Origin of the sequence: Shewanella psychropiezotolerans (assembly GCF_007197555.1) — a bacterium.
Classification (GTDB): Bacteria; Pseudomonadota; Gammaproteobacteria; order Enterobacterales; family Shewanellaceae; genus Shewanella; species Shewanella psychropiezotolerans.
In genome coordinates, this window is sequence record NZ_CP041614.1 from 6,372,501 (window position 1) to 6,391,996 (window position 19,496).

At 44.6% G+C, this 19,496-nt stretch carries 18 protein-coding genes; 8 read left to right on the forward strand and 10 right to left on the reverse strand.

What is annotated here, in order from left to right; all coding sequences use genetic code 11:
* Positions 1–205 precede the first annotated feature (205 nt).
* Positions 206–1,639, reverse strand: a complete 1,434-nt coding sequence (ccoG, locus tag FM037_RS28020; RefSeq protein WP_144048701.1) for a cytochrome c oxidase accessory protein CcoG — start codon at positions 1,637–1,639, stop codon at positions 206–208.
* 87 nt (positions 1,640–1,726) lie between these two features.
* On the opposite strand from ccoG, the gene FM037_RS28025 reads away from it, so the two are divergent.
* The 8 genes from FM037_RS28025 to FM037_RS28060 all read left to right on the forward strand — a co-directional run bounded on the left by FM037_RS28025 (position 1,727) and on the right by FM037_RS28060 (position 7,930).
* Positions 1,727–2,080, forward strand: coding sequence for a hypothetical protein (locus FM037_RS28025; RefSeq protein WP_144048702.1), 354 nt, complete (start codon positions 1,727–1,729; stop codon positions 2,078–2,080).
* 145 nt (positions 2,081–2,225) lie between these two features.
* Complete coding sequence (locus FM037_RS28030; protein ID WP_144048703.1) at positions 2,226–3,131, forward strand: 1,4-dihydroxy-2-naphthoyl-CoA synthase; 906 nt, start codon at positions 2,226–2,228, stop codon at positions 3,129–3,131.
* A 241-nt stretch (positions 3,132–3,372) separates the two neighbouring features.
* Positions 3,373–3,567 (forward strand): DUF2061 domain-containing protein, encoded by a 195-nt coding sequence (locus FM037_RS28035; RefSeq protein WP_144048704.1) that lies wholly within the window; start codon positions 3,373–3,375, stop codon positions 3,565–3,567.
* A 516-nt stretch (positions 3,568–4,083) separates the two neighbouring features.
* Positions 4,084–4,893, forward strand: a complete 810-nt coding sequence (locus FM037_RS28040) for a phosphate ABC transporter substrate-binding protein (protein WP_144048705.1) — start codon at positions 4,084–4,086, stop codon at positions 4,891–4,893.
* A 106-nt stretch (positions 4,894–4,999) separates the two neighbouring features.
* The gene (gene pstC, locus FM037_RS28045) at positions 5,000–5,905 is read left to right on the forward strand and encodes a phosphate ABC transporter permease subunit PstC (protein ID WP_144048706.1); all 906 of its coding nucleotides are present in this window, start codon (positions 5,000–5,002) and stop codon (positions 5,903–5,905) included.
* Positions 5,905–6,759, forward strand: a complete 855-nt coding sequence (gene pstA, locus FM037_RS28050) for a phosphate ABC transporter permease PstA (RefSeq protein ID WP_144048707.1) — start codon at positions 5,905–5,907, stop codon at positions 6,757–6,759. Before pstC ends, pstA begins: the two co-directional genes overlap by 1 nt.
* A gap of 14 nt (positions 6,760–6,773) precedes the next feature.
* On the forward strand, positions 6,774–7,523 hold the full coding sequence (gene pstB, locus FM037_RS28055) for a phosphate ABC transporter ATP-binding protein PstB (RefSeq protein WP_144048708.1): 750 nt from the start codon (positions 6,774–6,776) through the stop codon (positions 7,521–7,523).
* A 104-nt stretch (positions 7,524–7,627) separates the two neighbouring features.
* Positions 7,628–7,930 carry a hypothetical protein gene (locus tag FM037_RS28060; RefSeq protein WP_144048709.1) on the forward strand — a complete coding sequence of 101 codons (303 nt, stop codon included), beginning with the start codon at positions 7,628–7,630 and terminating at the stop codon, positions 7,928–7,930.
* Positions 7,931–8,332: 402 nt separating this feature from the next.
* Here the strand turns inward: FM037_RS28060 and cyoE are convergent, their stop codons facing one another.
* The 9 genes from cyoE to FM037_RS28105 all read right to left on the reverse strand — a co-directional run bounded on the left by cyoE (position 8,333) and on the right by FM037_RS28105 (position 19,066).
* Complete coding sequence (gene cyoE / locus FM037_RS28065; RefSeq protein WP_144048710.1) at positions 8,333–9,265, reverse strand: heme o synthase; 933 nt, start codon at positions 9,263–9,265, stop codon at positions 8,333–8,335.
* A 10-nt stretch (positions 9,266–9,275) separates the two neighbouring features.
* The gene (cyoD, locus tag FM037_RS28070; protein WP_144048711.1) at positions 9,276–9,611 is read right to left on the reverse strand and encodes a cytochrome o ubiquinol oxidase subunit IV; all 336 of its coding nucleotides are present in this window, start codon (positions 9,609–9,611) and stop codon (positions 9,276–9,278) included.
* Positions 9,611–10,234 carry a cytochrome o ubiquinol oxidase subunit III gene (gene cyoC, locus FM037_RS28075; RefSeq protein ID WP_144048712.1) on the reverse strand — a complete coding sequence of 208 codons (624 nt, stop codon included), beginning with the start codon at positions 10,232–10,234 and terminating at the stop codon, positions 9,611–9,613. The genes cyoD and cyoC overlap by 1 nt, the downstream gene beginning before the upstream one ends.
* Positions 10,231–12,216: a cytochrome o ubiquinol oxidase subunit I gene (gene cyoB, locus FM037_RS28080; RefSeq protein ID WP_144048713.1), complete on the reverse strand. Its 1,986-nt coding sequence runs from the start codon at positions 12,214–12,216 to the stop codon at positions 10,231–10,233. Before cyoB ends, cyoC begins: the two co-directional genes overlap by 4 nt.
* A 2-nt stretch (positions 12,217–12,218) precedes the next feature.
* Positions 12,219–13,121, reverse strand: coding sequence for a ubiquinol oxidase subunit II (gene cyoA / locus FM037_RS28085; protein ID WP_144048714.1), 903 nt, complete (start codon positions 13,119–13,121; stop codon positions 12,219–12,221).
* Between the two features lie 188 nt (positions 13,122–13,309).
* Positions 13,310–13,696 carry a hypothetical protein gene (locus FM037_RS28090; RefSeq protein WP_144048715.1) on the reverse strand — a complete coding sequence of 129 codons (387 nt, stop codon included), beginning with the start codon at positions 13,694–13,696 and terminating at the stop codon, positions 13,310–13,312.
* Between the two features lie 374 nt (positions 13,697–14,070).
* Positions 14,071–15,900 carry a glutamine--fructose-6-phosphate transaminase (isomerizing) gene (gene glmS / locus FM037_RS28095; RefSeq protein WP_144048716.1) on the reverse strand — a complete coding sequence of 610 codons (1,830 nt, stop codon included), beginning with the start codon at positions 15,898–15,900 and terminating at the stop codon, positions 14,071–14,073.
* A 52-nt stretch (positions 15,901–15,952) separates the two neighbouring features.
* The gene (locus FM037_RS28100) at positions 15,953–16,723 is read right to left on the reverse strand and encodes a DeoR/GlpR family DNA-binding transcription regulator (RefSeq protein ID WP_144048717.1); all 771 of its coding nucleotides are present in this window, start codon (positions 16,721–16,723) and stop codon (positions 15,953–15,955) included.
* Between the two features lie 195 nt (positions 16,724–16,918).
* Entirely contained in the window at positions 16,919–19,066 is a 2,148-nt protein-coding gene (locus tag FM037_RS28105; RefSeq protein ID WP_144048718.1) for a TonB-dependent siderophore receptor, read from the reverse strand.
* Between the last annotated feature and the right edge of the window lie 430 nt (positions 19,067–19,496).

Sequence of the window (19,496 nt, forward strand, 5' to 3'; positions counted from 1 at the left end):
GGGAGTTTCGATGTGAGCACAAGGGCTAAACTTAAGAAAATTAGCTAATAACTTCCGAGTGGGTGTTTTACGGACGATGAGCTTACTTAAGCTACAAATATGGGCTTGTAACGGACTATATAAACCAAAAAGGAGCCTTAGCTCCTTTTATTTGATCTTTACTCGCTATTGATTTAGCGAGTAGTGCTTATAGTATTAGCTAATACTATTGGCTAAAGAAGCGAGACTCCTGCGTTGCTTCTATTAACTCATTGTCTGCGGTATTTGTCGTCGTGACCTTGAAATCAATTTTGATCATGGGATGTGAAAGCTCTACAGGGTCGACAGCTACACTGATAGGCAAGGTTAACACTTCCCCCGCAGCGACTTTGACTTGCTGTGGACCAAACCATTGATACTCAGGTAGACCTTGCACCGACAATTTATATTCATGGGCTTGTTCGGTTTTATTGAGGATCTTTATAGTAAAGGTATTCTCGATCAGTCCATCGTTATTCTCCCTGAATAACTGGTTACGATCTCGGATGATATCAATTCTAATTGGCGCTATGGTTGCACTGGCATAGACAAAGACCAATATCATCGCCGCTAACACTACACCATAGCCGACTAATTTAGGCCTAAGAACCTTCTCTTTAATACCCTCGAGCTTATTCTCTGTGGTATATGAGATTAAGCCTTTCTTATATCCCATTCTATCCATGGTATTGTCACATGCATCGATACAGGCACCACAGTTAATACACTCATACTGCAGACCGTTCCTAATGTCGATTCCTGTCGGACAAACCTGAACGCACAGATCACAATCGATACAGTCACCTAAACCAAGTTCTTTTGGATCAGCCTTACGAGATCTAGGACCACGGGTCTCGCCTCTCTTAGTATCGTAACCGACTATAAAGGTGTTCTTATCAAACATCACCGCCTGAAAACGAGCATAGGGACACATATGAATACACATGATCTCTCGCATCCAGCCGGCATTACCATAGGTAGCTAAGGTAAAGAGTGCCACCCAGAAATAGATGCCCCCAGTTGCATTCAGGGTAAAGACTTCTATATATACCTCTCTACTCGGAACGAAGTAAGAGACGAAGGTCATTGCCGTCAATAGGGATATCGCAATCCATGCCGTATGCTTAGCAGCCTTGCGCCATAGTTTATTAAAATTCCAGGGCAACTGATCTAACTTCATACGTTTATTTCTCGCTCCCTCCAACTTCTCTTCGAACCAGATAAAGATAAAGGTCCAAACAGTCTGCGGGCAGGTGAACCCACACCAAACCCGGCCGAGGTAAGTCGTCACGAAAAAGAGTGCGAATGCGGCTATAGTAAATAGTGCAGCCAGGAGTGTCAGATCTTGCGGCCAGATGGTGAGTCCAAATATGTGAAATTTCTGCTCAGCCAGATTAAACCACACCGCCTGACGGTTCCCCCAAGGGATCCAGGGAAGTATGAGAAAAAATGACATGGTAATCCAACCTAGTCTTCTCCTGAGCTTAGTCCACAGGCCGTTGATAGCTCTAACGTAAATTCTATTGCGGGGGTTAAACCTATCTGCTTTACTAGCATCCGGTTGGTGGATTTTAATCCGCTTAGCCTTAGAATAATCCTTATTATTAGAGTCTGCGCTCATCTTTGTAACCTTACCGCTTTAATCTTGCACGAAAATTAGCTTATTATACCCCTATAGTACATCTAATAAACAAAGTTGGATTTAAAAATGAGAGGCTGGATAATATTAGGGTTAGGAGCTGGTGTGCTGTATTACCTGGCAACAGAGACCAATAAGTTAGATGAACCAATGGCACAGACAGATGCCCTTCTGCAGAAGATAGAACGCAAGCTAGATGCCATGAGAGGCACTAAGATAATCAGGGTGGATAATAAGACATCTCAACTCAAGAAAGAGATATCCCAACGCATGTCTACCGGGGAGCTCGGAGCGCTCGATGATATATTGGAATCCGAATACAGCGTTCAATCATTTAAAGATGAATATTGTAGTGGCTCAGCCCCAAGACACGAGAGTTTAAGCCGGGATAACCTGCAATATATCTGCGACAAGCTCAGATAATCCCTATCAAATAATTCCCAATAGCTTTATTCATGATTCTAGGTTCAAACGGCATTTATCTCTGCCTATCATTGACCTAGGTTCGCTTTCCGCCTAGCCTTTGGACACAAATGCCATTAGGTATAACGTTGAAAAGGCTATAGCAATGACCCAGCAGGTTTCAGACATATTTGATCCCACTCTGTGGGAACAGGTTTCCGGATTCGATTTCGAAGATATTACTTACCATAGGGCCAAAGATCAAGGAACGGTACGAGTTGCAATTAACCGTCCTGAGTGCCGGAACTCTTTCAGGCCTAAAACCGTCGATGAACTCTATATCGCGCTGGATCACGCAAGGCAGTGGTCTGATGTTGGCTGTGTTCTGCTTACAGGCAATGGTCCTTCGGCTAAAGATGGAGGTTGGGCCTTTTGCGCCGGTGGGGATCAGCGTATTCGCGGTAAAGACGGCTATAAATATGAAGGTGTCGAAGAAGGTAAACCGGATCCTGCACGTATGGGTCGTTTACACATACTCGAAGTTCAGCGTTTAATCCGCTTCATGCCTAAGGTGGTTATTGCAGTCGTTCCAGGATGGGCCGTGGGCGGGGGTCATAGTCTGCATGTCGTTTGCGACCTGACTCTGGCTTCGAAAGAACATGCCATCTTTAAACAGACAGATCCAGATGTGGGAAGTTTCGACTCAGGTTATGGCAGCGCCTATCTGGCGAAGATGATAGGTCAGAAACGTGCTCGAGAAATTTTCTTCCTTGGCTTTAACTACAGCGCAGATGAAGCCTTCGATATGGGCATGGTTAACCGCTCTATCCCTCATGCCGAACTTGAAACTGAAGCGCTAAATTGGGCGAGAGAGATCAACTCTAAATCGCCGACGGCGATGCGCATGCTGAAATATGGCTTCAACATGGCTGATGACGGTCTGGTCGGACAGCAACTCTTTGCCGGAGAAGCCACACGTTTAGCCTATGCAAGCGAAGAAGCGAAAGAAGGAAGAGATGCCTTCCTCGAGAAACGCGATCAAGACTTCAGTAAGTTCCCCTGGCACTACTAGCACCTCTTTATTCTAATGTGAGTAAGCGAGCAATTTTTTTATCTAAATAGAGCCGTAGTTATCGATGGCTCTTTTATTTTCCAGCCAAGGTCATCATTTAGCCTATCCACAAAATCGACAGAACAAACGTTAAAACCAAATTCTAATCGGTAAATATAATTAAGCTTATCTAGGGAATCCTCTTTATTACACAGATGATAACGATTATCATTTAGTTAAATATTACCGAGAGGCTCTCACCATGACTAAAACATTCACCTTTGCCATTTTACACTTCACAGTCGCATTTACTGTTACTTACCTGCTAACCGGTAGCGTAATCTTAGGTGGAGCCATCGCCTTAATCGAGCCTGCTGTTAATACCGTTGTTTTTTACTTCCATGAAAAAGTATGGAAAAAAATAGAGCAGCAACAAGAAAGCTTACTCGTAAACTAGATTACTAATCTTTGAGCAAGCCTATCGGCGACTATTAACTTGTTTCTGTCAGCTAACGAGTAGTCATGCTGATGGCAAGTTTAACCAACGCCATCATTAGATAGTGAATCAAACTCTTGTCATAAAAGCTTCACAAAAATTTTATCAATTAGTAGCTAAAAAGACTTGTTAACAAATTCCACAGCCAAACTTAAAATAAGCTTAACCCGATATAAAGGCCACGAGAAACATACCTATATATGGTCTCAAAACTAGCTCTAACCTCCCATAGTCATTGACTCAAGGCTTCACATCTAACCTTAAGAACTCTTCGTATAAAAATCGATACAAGAAGAGTGAAACCCACAAGTGCGCAACAAAAAACGATCAACTGAATTCCTCACCTTGCCATGACTAAAGCCCCACCGAAGACACTGTAACTTAGCTGTCATATAAGTCTGTCTTAATGCGCTTGCTTCCAAGAGAGGAAGTCCTAATTTGAACTTGTATGACGACTTAATAAGAGTGGAACTTGTGATGAAAAAAGTTATTGGTTTATTAGCCGCTGTTAGCTTATTGACAGCACCACTTGCTCAGGCAAGCACAGTGACGGTATCGGGTTCGACCTCTGTTGCACATGTGATGGAAGTCCTCGCCGAAAACTATCAAAAAGTAGCGAACAAGAATATTGAAGTGCAGAGTACCGGTTCTTCCGCCGGCATCCGTGCAGCTAAAGACGGCACCAGCATGATAGGAATGTCATCCCGTAATGTTAAACAGAGTGAATTGAACTCTGATACTAAAGAGATTGTCATCGCTAGAGACGGAATTGCTGCGGCAGTCAACAATGCCAACCCAGTAAAAAACCTGACTCAAGCACAGATCTCGAAGATCTATCGTGGTGAAATTAGCAACTGGAGTGAAGTTGGCGGCGAAGCTAAACCCATTGTCGTTGTCACTCGAGAGAATGGGTCCGGCACTCGTGGTGCTTTCGAAGAGATAATGAAACTTCAACGAACCGTTAATGGCCATAAAGTCACGGCTATCTCACCTAGGGCCCAAGTTGGTAATGGTAACGGTATGATCAAGACTATTGTTGCCAATAACCCATACGCCATAGGTTACATCTCATTGGGCAGTATAGACGACTCGCTTCGCGCCCTGGATGTAAACGGTATTGCCGCAACAGATACCAGTATTGCGGCTGGTGACTATCAAATTGCTCGTCCATTCATTGTGTTAATAGATAAAAATGCGCATATCAATGCTCAGGATTTCGTTAACTACATACTATCTGAAGATGGACAGAGCATAGTTGCCGAAGAGGGCTATATCCGAGTTCAGTAATGAGCGGATAAAGACACAGAGGAGCCTAGCTCCTCTTTGCTGCTTGAATTCTTTTATATAAATTTATCTCTCAAATAGACGAAACATCAGCTCCCGAGGCAAAGTGATGAATACAGCAAGTAAAGTCCGTACCACAGGACTAGAGCTCGCTCCTGCGAAAAAATATGATTGGAAGGAACTATTCTTTCATCTACTCTTTCTTGCCAGCGCTATGGTTGGCGTAGTCTCTGTAGCGACCATAGGTTGGTTTGTCTTTCAAGAAGGATTACCCGCCTTTAACCAAGCTGGTGTGCTAGATATGGTCCTCGGCAGAGAGTGGTTACCACCAGCCCTATATGGCATATTCCCTATGATCGTCGCCACGCTTATCTCTACGGCTGGCGCTGTGATTATAGGTGTTCCGATTGCGATTCTTACGGCTGTTTTTCTCGCAGAACTCGCCCCAAGATGGCTGGCCAATATCGTTAGGCCTGCAGTAGAGCTGCTTGCGGGTATTCCATCAGTCGTTTATGGTTTTTTTGGCCTGGTTATCATAGTGCCTACCATAGAGACTCTTTTTAATATTCCGGCTGGTAATACAATTCTGGCCGGGATCATAGTACTGGCAATAATGATTTTGCCTACGGTTATCACGATTTCAGAAACCTCCTTACGCGCGCTACCTAGTGTATATAAAGAAGGAGCCCTGGCACTAGGCGCTTCCCATATCTACAGCATATTCAAAGTTCTTATTCCTGCCGCGCGTAGCGGTATCTTCACGGGTGTGGCTCTGGGTATTGCCCGCGCTATCGGCGAAACTATGGCCATAATAATGGTCATGGGTAATGCTCCCGCTATGCCGGGTTCCTTACTTGAACCAGCCAGAACCCTGACCGCCAACATAGCCATGGAGATGTCTTACGCCACAGGTATTCATGGAAGTGCCCTCTACTCGACCGGGATAGTGCTCTTGGTGTTTATCGTGTTACTCAATGCAAGTCTGTTATACCTGAACCGTAAGAGGAGCTACTAATGCTTCAAGATAAACGTATTTTCAACAGAGACACTCAAGACAAACTATTACTGGCCGCTATTTGGGGCTCAGCGGCAATCACCATTCTATTCTTGCTTTGGGTCGTGTGGCACATTCTTAGCAATGGACTGGCTTATGTGAGTTGGGAATTTATCACCAGTGCCTATACCCGCATAGGTGAAGCATCCGGGATCTGGGCCATGATAGTCTCGACGGTCTACATGGTAGGGCTATCTCTGGCGATAGCGGCACCCATCGGCATAATGACAGCCATCTACCTTACTGAATATGCCAAGCCAGGCAGCAAAATAGTTAAGACTATCCGTTTCTGTACCGAATCTTTGGCGGGTATTCCCTCTATCGTATACGGCCTATTTGGTATGACTTTCTTCGTTACCACCTTAGGCTTAGGCTTCTCAATACTTGCAGGCTCACTCACCTTAGCCATGTTGATACTACCTGTACTCATTCGTACCACAGAGGAAGCCTTGCTTGCTGTGCCTATGAGCTATCGTGAAGGCGGTTACGCCTTAGGCAGCTCAAAAATCTACACCATATGGCGGCTCATATTACCCAGTGCCATGCCTGGAATCGTCACTTCAGTGATATTAAGCATAGGTCGAGTCATAGGTGAATCGGCGCCGGTTTTCTTAACCGCTGGCATGGTGACTCAAATCCCCGAGTCGGTGTTAGATTCGGGCCGCACCTTGACCGTGCACCTGTATAAGCTGACACAAGAACTTTTTACTCAACATGAATGGGATCAAGCTTATGCAACCGCAACCGTCTTGATTGTACTCGTTCTGATTTTGAATCTGGCAACCAAGTTTATTGCCACGCGAATTAAATCTTAAAGAAGGCCAGTAACATGAATAAATTTGAAGTGAGTAACCTTAACCTTTTCTATGGTGATAATCAGGCACTGAAAGATATCTCGTTGAAGATCCCATCACGTCAGGTAACGGCACTTATAGGACCTTCTGGTTGCGGTAAGTCGACACTACTCAGAACCCTAAACCGCATGAATGATCTGGTCGAAGGGGTAAAGATCACCGGCGACGTAAAATTTGATGGAGAAGACATCTATGCGAATGTCGACGTTAAGCAGCTTAGAATGCGTGTCGGCATGGTATTTCAAAAGCCAAATCCTTTCCCCATGAGTATCTATGAAAATGTCGCCTTCGGCTTAAAAGCGCAGGGGGTCAAGGATAAGAGGAAATTAGACGCTGTGGTTGAAGAGTCGCTGCGAAGCGCAGCACTGTGGGACGAAGTTAAAGACCGCCTGGACTCTGCCGCATTTGGCCTCTCGGGCGGACAGCAGCAACGTCTCTGCATTGCCAGGGCAATCTCGATGCAGCCCGAGGTGATCTTGATGGATGAACCTACCAGCGCACTGGATCCTATTGCCACTCACAAGATTGAGGAGTTGATGGATGAACTGCGTAAAAAATTCACCATAGTGATTGTGACTCACTCCATGAACCAGGCGAAGCGAATTTCTGACAAGACAGCCTTCTTCTGGATGGGTGAGCTCGTTGAGCACGGCGAAACATCTCAAGTGTTTAATCAGCCCAACGACAAACGCACCCAAGGCTATGTCAGCGGCGAGTTCGGTTAGCTTGTATTTAATATCCTCATACGCCATAAAGGTGACTTGTTTCAATCATGCTAATGAGATAGCTTAGGAAGTATGGGTTTATCGCAAATAAGGTCAAAATTCATATGGAAAGAATGAAAGAAGTTCAGGAACACCTTAAAAACGAATTCGAAATCTATAACAAAGCAACATCTAAGAAATTACCACCGATCTCTGTAGATAACACTGAAAGCCTTGAAGTATTGCTCGAGTGCGTTACCCGACGCGAATCTTTAGGACAAGCCAGAACACAGGGCTTACCACCATCATCAAAATTGAAAGCCGCAATTGCAGATACTCTGCTTTTACTGGACAATTTTGATATTAAAATATCAAAAGATAAAGGTGCAGCTGAAAGGGGTAGCTTAAACAAAAAGCCCCCTAGCTAAACGATACCATTCCGAGTAAGTATCTGAACATTCAGCGGGAGTTCAAAGCACTGTAGGCAAGGCGAATGTTTGAAGCTAATAGTTATTCTATATCGAGAACATTCAACGTAGCATAAAGGGTTTTGAAACCCGCACTGCGTGAGGCTCTCAGTGTTTCCACTTCTGTGTTACATTGACTTAAAAGGGAATAACCATTTCCTCATCAATGTGCCTTGAATTGAAAAAAACTGAGAGCCTCTGAACTGACCAGATACTTATATGGAATGGTATTAACGCGCCCCATACAGGTATGGAGCATCGAAACACCATCATCTATGGCAATCAATACCTCCGGGCTCACCGACAGAGTAAAAAAAACCGCCAATCAGGCGGTATTTTCATTCGATATTCCGCTACATCTCTCTAATTTACCAAGCTAAAAAGAGGTGTTTGCACAACGGGTTGAAAATCCAGTGCCATGGTCACACTCAAAGCGGTAATGGTCACGATGGAAAATCCAAACACCTGACGTGCCCAGCTCTGCAGATTAGTACCATGGCGATAACCTCTCAACGCCATGGCCAGCCACCACAAGCTGGTAGCAAAAGTAACCGCCATAAAGGCGATTCCCGTATAACCCGCCAACGGCAGTAAAGCTGCCACTAAAGCAAATACCGCAATATAGAGCACGATATGCAATTTAGCCTTAGTGATCCCTTCTGCCACCGGTAACACAGGTATATTGGCGGCGGCATAATCATTGAAACGAAAAATAGCAATGGCGTAGGAGTGTGGCATCTGCCATAAGCTAAACATCAGCAGCAAGATAACAGCTCCCGCATCCATCTCACCTCTGACGGCGCAATAGCCAACAACTGGCGGCACCGCTCCCGAGAAGCTACCGACTAAGGTGCCATATACGGAATGACGCTTCATATACAGGCTATAAACACCCACATAGACTATGTAGCCAATGGCGGCAAATAGAACCGCCAGACTATTGGTAAATATCGCCAACATGCCAAAACCGATGACACCTAAGCTTATGCCATAAATCATCACGGCACGCACAGAGAGCTTCCCGGTCACTGTGACTCGATTGCGAGTGCGCTGCATCTTGGCATCTATATCGCGATCGATACAATTATTGATCGAGCACCCCGAAGCTACCACCAAGGACAAGCCAATCATGGTTGTAAACATCAAGGTCAAATCCACGTTGCCTTTAGCGGCTAACAAGAAGCCACCAGCGACAGAAATCAGATTCCCCATGATAATGCCAGGTTTAGTGACCTGAACATAAGCTTGTAGACGTGACTTCAATTTTGCAGACATACTCAAACCTTGATTATTCATGATTGTTTCCCTACATCATCAAAGCGTTAGCTTCGTAGATAATCCACACCGATAAGCCCACGACCATGACAATAATCAAGGCGGTGAATAGGAATGAGAATGTATTGATCTTGCCTTCTTTAGAGAAGTCCAAGTGCAGGAAGTACTTTAAATGCACCACTATCTGCACTATAGCCATCACCAACACTAAACCTAAGGTTATAGGCTTCTCGAAGTGATGTGTCATGACCGCCCAAAATGGAATGCCGGTTAAGATAACTGATAACACAAAGCCTACGAGATAAGATTTAACGCTAGCCATGAAATCATCTGAAGTAAGACTTTCACTTGTATGTGCTTGACTCATCACAGCATCCCCAATAAATAAACCACGGTGAAGACACAGATCCAAACCACATCTAGGAAGTGCCAGAACAAGCTTAAGCAGCCCAAACGTGTGATGCTGCGGTTATTTAAACCCGACTTAGTGACTTCCAACATCATGATCGCCATCCAGATAAGTCCGGCAGTCACATGCAAACCATGCATGCCAACTAAGGTGAAGAAAGCAGTCAGGAAGGCACTACGCTGAGGTCCGTTACCATGTTCGATCAGATGATGGAACTCATAGATTTCCATGGAGATAAACGCACAACCTAAGACAAAAGTGATCAACAACCAGATCAAGGTTGCAGCTCTCTTCTGGTGCTTAGCGCAAATTAATGCGAAGCCAAAGGTAATACTACTGATCAGCAGTGCAGCGGTTTCGATTGCGACGAAGTTCAATTCGAAAATATCTTTACCGGAAACACCGCCGTCGGTATTCATAAAGAGCACGGCATAGGTTGCGAAAACCGAAGCAAACAAGATGCAATCGGTCATCAGATAGATCCAAAAACCTAATAGCGTATTACCACTGGCATCATGATGTTCGTCATGATGCTCTTCAGCCTGTACAACTTCTAAATCTGCTCGGATAGCAATACTCATGTCAGCCCCCTTGCAACCTTATCTAAGTGCGCATTTTCAATTCTGGCAATTTCATCAGGTTGAACATAATAATCATGGTCATTGCTATAGGCACGGAACAGGAACACCGCGAAGGCACCCAGCATTCCAGCGATAGCCAACCAAAGAATGTGCCAAATAGCGGCAAAACCAGCGGCCGTAATACCTAAGGCCATTAAGATACCGCTAGAGGTATTTTTAGGCATATGGATTGGCTGATAACTTTCATGACGCTGATAAGCCTCACCCTTCTCCTTCATGTCGGTAAAGGTGTCTATATCTGACACTTTAGGGAACTTAGCAAAGTTATAGAACTGAGGTGGTGATGAGGTTGACCACTCTAATGTATGGCCATTCCATGGATCACCTGTGGTATCCAGGTTTTGCTCACGATCACGGAAACTCACATACAGTTGTACAAACTGCAATATCACGCCAGAGAAGATGATAAAGACTCCCACCACAGAAACATAAAGCCAGAAATTCCAAGCCGGGTTATCAGTGTGGTTGACACGACGAGTCATACCTAAGAAGCCAAGCACATACAGAGGCATAAATGTAAAGTAGAAACCAACCAACCAACACCAGAATGCCGACTTACCTAAACGTTCATTAAGCTTGAAGCCCATGACTTTCGGGAACCAGTAAACGAAGCCAGCGAAGTAACCAAATACCGCACCGCCTATGATGGTGTTATGGAAGTGAGCGACTAAGAACATACTGTTATGCAATACAAAATCAGCTCCCGGCAAGGCTAACAAGATGCCAGTCATACCACCTACGGTGAAAGTCGTCATAAAGCCTAAAGTCCACAACACAGGTGCAGTTAGTCGTAAACGACCACGATAGATAGTAAATAGCCAGTTGAATAACTTAACTCCGGTTGGCACAGCAATGACCATGGTCATCACACCAAAGAAGGCGTTAACGTTAGCACTCGACCCCATGGTGAAGAAGTGATGCAACCAGACAATAAAGCCTAAGATGGAGATGGCACCACTAGCCCAAACCATAGATGTATAGCCAAACAGACGCTTAGAAGTGAACGTCGAGATGATCTCGGAGAAAATACCAAAAGCTGGTAAAACTAGAATGTAAACTTCCGGATGACCCCAAGCCCAAAACAGATTGATGTACATCATGGCGTTACCGCCACCATCATTGGTAAAGAAGTGGAAACCCAAATAACGATCTAAGGTCAACATGCCCAGCACAGCAGTTAAGATTGGGAAAGATGCCACAATCAGAATGTTGGCCCAGGTACAAGTCCAGGTGAAGATAGGCATCTGCATCAACTTCATCCCAGGTGCACGCATCTTGAGCACTGTGGCGATAAAGTTAACCCCGGTTAAGGTCGTTCCTATCCCGGATATCTGCAAGGCCCAAATATAGTAATCTACTCCAACTCCGGGACTGAACGACAGCTCAGACAATGGCGGATAAGCTACCCAGCCAGTCTTAGCGAATTCACCTAAGCCCAATGAGAGATTGATCAACAGGGCACCCGATGCGGTGAGCCAAAAGCTTAAGTTGTTCAGGAATGGGAAGGCAACATCGCGAGCACCAATCTGCAACGGCAACACTATGTTCATCAGGCCTATCATAAATGGCATAGCCATAAAGATAATCATGATGACTCCGTGAGCCGTGAAGATCTGGTCATAGTGCTCAGGCGGTAAATAACCCGCTGCGCCATTAGTGGCTAATGCTTGCTGTGTACGCATCATGATGGCATCAGAGAAGCCACGAATAAGCATCACCATTGCTAACACTATATACATGATACCTAAGCGTTTATGATCGACTGAGGTAAACCAGTCGTTCCATAACACGCCCCACTTTTTATTTTTAGTGATCAAAGCCACGATGATCATCCCTATCACAGCGACAGCCGCTAGGGTCACCATTATGATGGGTTCATCATATGGGATTGATTCTAATGTTAATTTTCCGAAAAAAGACATGATTACTCCGCCCCCTCATTTTTAGAGGATGAATGTCCAGAATGATGTGACATGTCCATATCCATATCGTGATGCATATACTGCATAACGATATGATTAAACATACCCTTGCTCACTGAGCCGTAATATTCGACAGGATTATTCTTACTTTCCTCAGCGAGTTGCTGATAACTTTGGGGATCGAGTCTCTTTCCCTGCTGTTTAAGCTTGGCTACCCAGACATCGAAGTCTTTAGCTGTCGGTGTAGCAATAGCTTTAAATTTCATATCAGCAAATCCAGCACCACTATAATTAGCCGAAATGCCATCGAAGGTACCAGGTTCATTGGCAATCAGATGTAACTGAGTCGCCATGCCAGCCATAGAGTAAATTTGGCTGCCTAACTGAGGAATGAAGAATGAATTCATTGCCGTATCTGAAGTGATTTTAAAATTAATCGGTACATTGGCAGGAAAAGCCACTTCATTAACCGAGGCAACACCCAACTCAGGATAGATAAACAGCCATTTCCAATTGAGAGAAACGACTTCAACCGTGATAGGTGTAGCTTCATGATCTAACGGCTTATAAGGATCCAGATCATGAGTAGAGGTCCAGGTAATGACTCCTAATATAATGACAATAATAATAGGTACCACCCAGACAACGATTTCAATCGTTTTCGAGTGCGCCCATTTCGGCGCATAAATTTCGTGATCACGACCATCCCTATATTTCCATGCAAAATATAACGTCATGAAAATAACTGGGATAACGACAATCAGCATCAAGAGAGTGGCCACAATGATGAGATGTTTCTCATCTATGCCAATTTGCCCCTTGGGATCCAGCACACCGCCTTCACAACCAGCCAGCATAAATGTCAATGCGGCCAGTGCTGCTTTACTTAAATTTCTAATTAACAAAGGAAGATTCCTCTAACCTTAATAGTTTACGACTCAATCCATAGATATTGGGTAGCCGTACAGTAGTGGCTTAACGCAGATAAAACAGACAGGAAGTCCATAAGAGTCCAACCTAAGTCGGCTCAATCGGTAATTCAAAGATCTGCTTTAATTAGCAAATAGCTAAATTTTGAACGAGAAAGATAAGTTTATGCTGGAGGGGCGCGGCAACCGTGTGCCGTGTGCTCGATGGAGCTTAGTTCTGGAGAAGATAATACAGGGAAGGAGTTACTTAAACCTAAGCTGTTAAGGTATTTGAAAATAAGGTGGATTAATCGCCACAAAATCTCAATGACTAAGGGATTTATCAAGAGACTAAATAAGCTCACCCCCAAGCATTCGGCAAACAAACCATCACTCAAAGCCACCAATTCGCTGATATCGACATAGCCACCAACAGACACAGATAAACCGTCAGACAGAGACAGCAAAAACACTGACCCTAGAAATAGAGTTAAGTTTGGCTTACCTATATTGGAAAACCTTGCTGCTGAGTTCAACTTTTCAACAAGGAATTGGCAAAGAGTCAATTTCAATGAACGCGTCCGACTGGGCTTAAAATCGTTAAATAGATCGAATAAAAAATATTCAGAACGTGATGTGAAGCGGAGAATAGCAAGAAGAGGCTATCGAATGAAAGCAAATCCCGCTGATAAAGCTGACTTAATATTAAATAAACCTTAATTAAAACACAAAGAGCACACAGTCAACTCAAATTTAACCAAAAACAAACAAATTGAACCCGCAAAATAAGTAAAACTGTGACGATACACATATATTAAAACTGACTTAAGGTGACCACAACCGCCTTTAGTCAACGCTTTTTAGCCGAATAATCTAGTCAGTGATAAAACCAAAAAAACCGCCATTTAGGCGGTTTTTTATGATGCTACTAGAGAAAAATCACTCGTTATTCAACCGTCACAGACTTCGCCAAATTACGCGGTTGGTCAACGTCGGTTCCTTTGATTAGGGCAACATGATACGAGAGTAACTGCATTGGGATAGTATAGATAAGCGCTGCCATAAACTCATCACAGTGAGGCACAGGAATCACCTTCATGGTGTCATCAGATTTGAACTCAGCGTCTACATCGGCAAACACATACATCAGACCGCCACGAGCACGCACCTCTTCGACATTCGACTTAAGCTTTTCTAGTAGTTCATTATTAGGTGCAACCACTATCACTGGCATATCGGCGTCGATAAGCGCCAATGGGCCATGTTTCAGCTCACCCGATGCATAAGCTTCGGCGTGAATATAGGAGATTTCTTTGAGCTTGAGCGCCCCTTCCATGGCTATGGGGTACTGATCGCCGCGGCCAAGGAAGAGTGCATGGTGCTTGTCGGCAAAATCTTCGGCCAGCTCGGCAATTGCAGTATCTAGCCCAAGTGCTTGTTCTACTTTCGCAGGCATAGACTGCAGGCTCTGAGTTATCTTAGCCTGAATATCATCGGACATACCATTATGACGTCCGATAACGGCCGTTAGCATAAGCAAACCGGCTAACTGAACCGTGAAGGCCTTAGTCGAGGCAACACCAATCTCGGCGCCCGCTTTCATCATATAAGCCATATCAGACTCACGTACCAGAGACGATCCGGCGGAGTTACATATGGTCATGGTGGCCTTGTAACCCATCTCTTTCGCCAGACGTAGCGCGGCTAAGGTATCAGCCGTCTCACCAGACTGAGAGATGGTCACCAACAAGCTGTTAGGGAACATGTGCGACTTGCGGTAACGGAACTCGGAAGCAATTTCCACATTACATGAAACACCGGCCCAATCTTCTAACCAGTAACGTGCGGCCATACCGGCATGATAACTAGTACCACAGGCGATGATCTGCACATGCTTAATATCTTTAAGGAACTCGGCGGCATTGTCACCGAAGGCAGTATCTAATACCTGCTTATTGGCGATACGTCCTTCTATGGTGCGACTCAAGGCCAGTGGCTGCTCATAGATCTCCTTGAGCATATAGTGACGGTATTCGCCCTTATCACCAGCATCATGGGTCACTTCAGACTCTTTAACCTCGCGCTCAACCGCATTACCGTCGATATCATAGATATCTACACTGCGACGAGTCACTTCGGCAACATCTCCCTCTTCGAGGAATGAGAAAGAGCGGGTAACAGGAAGTAGTGCCAGCTGATCCGAGGCGACAAAGTTCTCACCTAAGCCATAACCGATAACCAAGGGGCTACCCGAGCGAGCGACAATCATGCGGTCACTGTCACGGCGATCGATAACCACAGTGCCATAGGCGCCTTCCAACTGTTTAACCGTGACCTGAACCGCTGCCAGTAGAGTCTTATGTGACTTAAGCTCGTGATGAACCAGGTGACAGATAACTTCGGTATCAGTATCTGAGGCGAAGCTATAACCTAAGCCTTTTAGCATCTCGCGCAGCTTGTGGTGATTTTCTATGATGCCATTATGAACAACCGCAATATCACCTTGTGATTGATGAGGGTGTGCATTGCGTTCACTGGGCTCACCATGAGTAGCCCAACGAGTGTGAGCGATACCGGTTCCGCCGCTTAAAGGCGCAGCCTCTAGTGCGCTAGATAGTTCCTGAACCTTACCCACACGGCGAGTACTCGTTAACTCTGCATTGTTAATTACCGCAACACCTGCCGAATCATAGCCGCGATACTCTAAACGACGTAAACCTTCGACTAGTATTTCAGCCACATCTCTTTGCGCTACCGCGCCAACAATTCCGCACATATTAATACCTAAAGTGTTATATAAATTGAAAAGTTAAAATCGAAAATTTGGATTAGTTTGAATAAGGCGCGACGATCACACGTACGCCTTGCTCGGAAATTTTTTCAGCTGCCTCATCGGGAAGTTTATCATCTGTGACTATGACGCTGATATCACCCCAGGGCAGCTCAAGATTTGGAATGCGTCTGCCTATCTTATCGGACTCAAGCATAACGATGACTTCACGGGAAACTTCGGCCATCACCTTACTAAGCCCAGTTAACTCATTGAAAGTCGTGGTCCCACGCTCGATATCTATACCATCGGCACCGATAAAGAGTTGATCGAAGTTATAGGAGCGTAATACCTGTTCGGCAACCTGGCCCTGAAAAGATTCAGAATGAGGATCCCAGGTTCCGCCCGTCATCAAGAGCGTCGGCTCATGCTCTAACTCGTGGATAGCACAGGCAAGTTGCAGGGCATTAGTCATCACCACCAAACCTCGTTTGCTGCCTAGCTCTTGAACTAGACCCGAGGTAGTACTACCGCTATCTATGATAATGCGATTGTGATCTTTAATCAGTCTGGCTGCCGCCTTAGCAATACTCTGCTTGTTCATGGATATCGATTCGGTAGCAACTTGAGTCATCTCTCTAGGAACCGAAACGGCACCACCATAGCGACGTAGTAACAGGCCCGTTTTTTCTAATACGCTGAGATCTTTACGAATAGTGACTTCAGACGTTTCGAAACGTAATGCCAGCTCATCGACACTCACCTCACCATTCTCATTTAAGAGGGTGATTATGGTATGACGTCGCTGCTGAGTATTACGTTTAGTCATTAAAGTTTCACTTAAGTTTCGTTTCGAAAGCAGGATTATAGACAAACGAAACATATTTGCAATTAATTAGACAAATTATAGTCAACTAATTCGATTGTATTTTATTCATAACTGATGCTCGAAAGCCCCATAAATGAAAAAGGCAGCCACTTGGCTGCCTTCCTATTAAATGTAAGCTTAGCGTTTACGTTAGAATTAGAACTTAGCTTCTAACGCCAGACCGAAGTGACGTCCCTCGCCAACAGTTACATCGGTAGTTGTACCGCCGGCCAGATATTCTTCATCGAATAGATTCTTAACATTTAAGCGAACACTGACATCGCTGCCCATCACATCCATGGTGTATGCTGCGCCCATGTCGAAACGTACGTAACCATCTTTAGTCACTGTATTGCTTGTATTAGCGAAACGCTCACCCACATAGATGGCACCGAAGTTAAGTGCCAGGTTATCTGTCATCTCATAACGGGTCCAGATGTTAGCCGACCATTCAGGGGCATCGACCGGAGTCATGCCATCTAAGTTTTTCTTATCGCTGGTGCTTGTGACGTACTCAGCATCTAGATACATCATAGAACCTGTCATAAACCAGTTATCACTGACCTGACCTTGAGCGCCCATCTCAAAACCTTTATGACGTTGCTCACCTTCCTGAGTAGTCATGTAGATATTACCTTCAGGATCAGGGGTTTCAAGTTCCTGCTGAACCGTAACATTTGATACCGTGATATCAAATATAGCACCAGTTAGTAATAGGCTACCGTCAAACAACTCCCACTTAGTACCGATCTCATACTGTTCACCGTATTCAGGGTCAAGATTCATACCATTGCTAGCATCTTCATCGTTGTTAACGATACCCTGCGGGGTGAAACTCTTAGAGTAATTGACATAGATGCTGCCGTTTGCCGCCGGCGAATAGATAACACCAAACTTAGGTGATACGGCGTAGCTATTGTTACCAGCCCCCTCTTTCTTCTGCTCGTCATAGCGAACACCTGCCAATACCTGCCACTCATCATTAATGGTGATCAAATCCTGAATATAGAAACCATAATGCTTGTATTCGCTCTCGTAAAGAGTCTCATCATTATTGTAATCAAGATCCGGCTTAGGCAATGGTTGCCCTGGCATAACAAGTTGTTTCTTCGCACCAGAATCTTTTAGCTGACCATAATAGTAATCCAACATGTTAGCGCCAATCAGGAATTGGTGATCTAGCCCACCAGTAGAGAAATTACCGACAAAGTCGACGTAACCTGTCTTGTGCTGCCAATCATCGTAACGATCGAATGGGCTCACATAATAACCATCGGTAAATGGATCTTCTGAACCACTCATTAATGATGGAGAGGAATCCAGACGCTGGCGATTAAACTGCTGCTCGTTATAACCCGCTTTAATTTTCCAATCATCACTGATGAAGTAAGTGATATCCGCGCCCATATTAGTGATGGTGTTATCGGTAAAGGCCCAAGGCTGATCCCAAATGATATCTTCGCCGCCGATCAAATCACCGCTGCTATCTAACCAACCACCGCGGTCGATACCTGTCTTATCTTGGGTGTGATCGTATTTAAGTGATAACAAAAGATCGTCGGTAATATCAAATTCAAGGTTCAGATATCCTAACCAGCGATCACGCTCCTGGTTAGTGCCATCTTGGTACTCTCTCCAATAGGTAGAGTCCTGCTTGACCAATACTGTACGATAACGAATGGTCTCAGCTTCATTAATTGCGCCACCGGCATCTAGCTGAAAACGGGTTGAGCCATGCTCATCGGTATCGAAACCAAGGTCGAAAACAGTGTCATAGGTAGGCTTCTTAGTGACCATATTAATCAAGCCACCAGGACCCGACTGACCATAAAGCATGCTAGATGGACCTTTTAGTACTTCGACCTGCTGCAGGGTCTCGATAGGCTGTACATAGTGAGACCACTGCTGCTGACCATTAATCAAGTAACCTGAACCTGAAGAAAGTTCGAAACCACGAATACTGAACACCTGACGGTTCCACTTCTCAGAACCGCCTGTGACACTAGAATCGTTTACCAATACTTCAGATAAGTTTGTAGCTAGCTGTTCGTCGGTAATAAAATCAGGAATAACCGCTACAGACTGTGGGGTGTCCATAAGGCTTATGTCGCCACGCATGGCGCCGGAAGCGCTGCCAACTTTGTAGTCATTGAAGCTACGACCCGTCACCGAGATACGCTCTATATTTGTGCTAGAGACTGCTTCAGTCTTGGTCTCATCGGCAACAGCTGGGGCAAGAGCTAGAGCAGAGACAACTGCTACACAAATAGGTGAGACTTTAAAAGAACGAGAAAGTAGTGACATGGCCAACCTCAAAATGGATATCAAACAAAGTTGGCAGCAATATAAATGAGAATTATTTTTATTTAAGTTTCTTTACACGTATTTACATTACAACTTGATGCAGCTCAAACAATTGAGAAACAAAAGATATAAAAATTAAAAACACAACAAAAGCATCGCTTTGTATCACGACGAGCTAAGTCATTTAACTAAAATTAAATAGCCGTAAAACAAAAAAGCGACCCAAATACCATTCCGTATAAGTATCTGATAATTCAGCGGGAGTTCAAAGCACTGTAGGCAAGGCGAATATTTGAAGCTAATAGTTATTCTATATCGAAAACATTCAACGTAGCATAAAGGGCTTTGAAACCCGCACTGCGTGAGTGCTCTCAGTGTTTCCACTTCTGCGTTACATTGACTTAAAAGGGAATAACCATTTCCTCATCAA

Bases quoted from the DNA above. Each gene is read 5' to 3' on its own strand.
- ccoG (WP_144048701.1), bottom strand. From the start codon at position 1,639: ATGAGCGCAGACTCTAATAATAAGGATTATTCTAAGGCTAAGCGGATT.
- FM037_RS28025 (WP_144048702.1), top strand. From the start codon at position 1,727: ATGAGAGGCTGGATAATATTAGGGTTAGGAGCTGGTGTGCTGTATTAC.
- FM037_RS28030 (WP_144048703.1), top strand. From the start codon at position 2,226: ATGACCCAGCAGGTTTCAGACATATTTGATCCCACTCTGTGGGAACAG.
- FM037_RS28035 (WP_144048704.1), top strand. From the start codon at position 3,373: ATGACTAAAACATTCACCTTTGCCATTTTACACTTCACAGTCGCATTT.
- FM037_RS28040 (WP_144048705.1), top strand. From the start codon at position 4,084: ATGAAAAAAGTTATTGGTTTATTAGCCGCTGTTAGCTTATTGACAGCA.
- pstC (WP_144048706.1), top strand. From the start codon at position 5,000: ATGAATACAGCAAGTAAAGTCCGTACCACAGGACTAGAGCTCGCTCCT.
- pstA (WP_144048707.1), top strand. From the start codon at position 5,905: ATGCTTCAAGATAAACGTATTTTCAACAGAGACACTCAAGACAAACTA.
- pstB (WP_144048708.1), top strand. From the start codon at position 6,774: ATGAATAAATTTGAAGTGAGTAACCTTAACCTTTTCTATGGTGATAAT.
- FM037_RS28060 (WP_144048709.1), top strand. From the start codon at position 7,628: ATGGAAAGAATGAAAGAAGTTCAGGAACACCTTAAAAACGAATTCGAA.
- cyoE (WP_144048710.1), bottom strand. From the start codon at position 9,265: ATGAATAATCAAGGTTTGAGTATGTCTGCAAAATTGAAGTCACGTCTA.
- cyoD (WP_144048711.1), bottom strand. From the start codon at position 9,611: ATGAGTCAAGCACATACAAGTGAAAGTCTTACTTCAGATGATTTCATG.
- cyoC (WP_144048712.1), bottom strand. From the start codon at position 10,234: ATGAGTATTGCTATCCGAGCAGATTTAGAAGTTGTACAGGCTGAAGAG.
- cyoB (WP_144048713.1), bottom strand. From the start codon at position 12,216: ATGTCTTTTTTCGGAAAATTAACATTAGAATCAATCCCATATGATGAA.
- glmS (WP_144048716.1), bottom strand. From the start codon at position 15,900: ATGTGCGGAATTGTTGGCGCGGTAGCGCAAAGAGATGTGGCTGAAATA.
- FM037_RS28100 (WP_144048717.1), bottom strand. From the start codon at position 16,723: ATGACTAAACGTAATACTCAGCAGCGACGTCATACCATAATCACCCTC.
- FM037_RS28105 (WP_144048718.1), bottom strand. From the start codon at position 19,066: ATGTCACTACTTTCTCGTTCTTTTAAAGTCTCACCTATTTGTGTAGCA.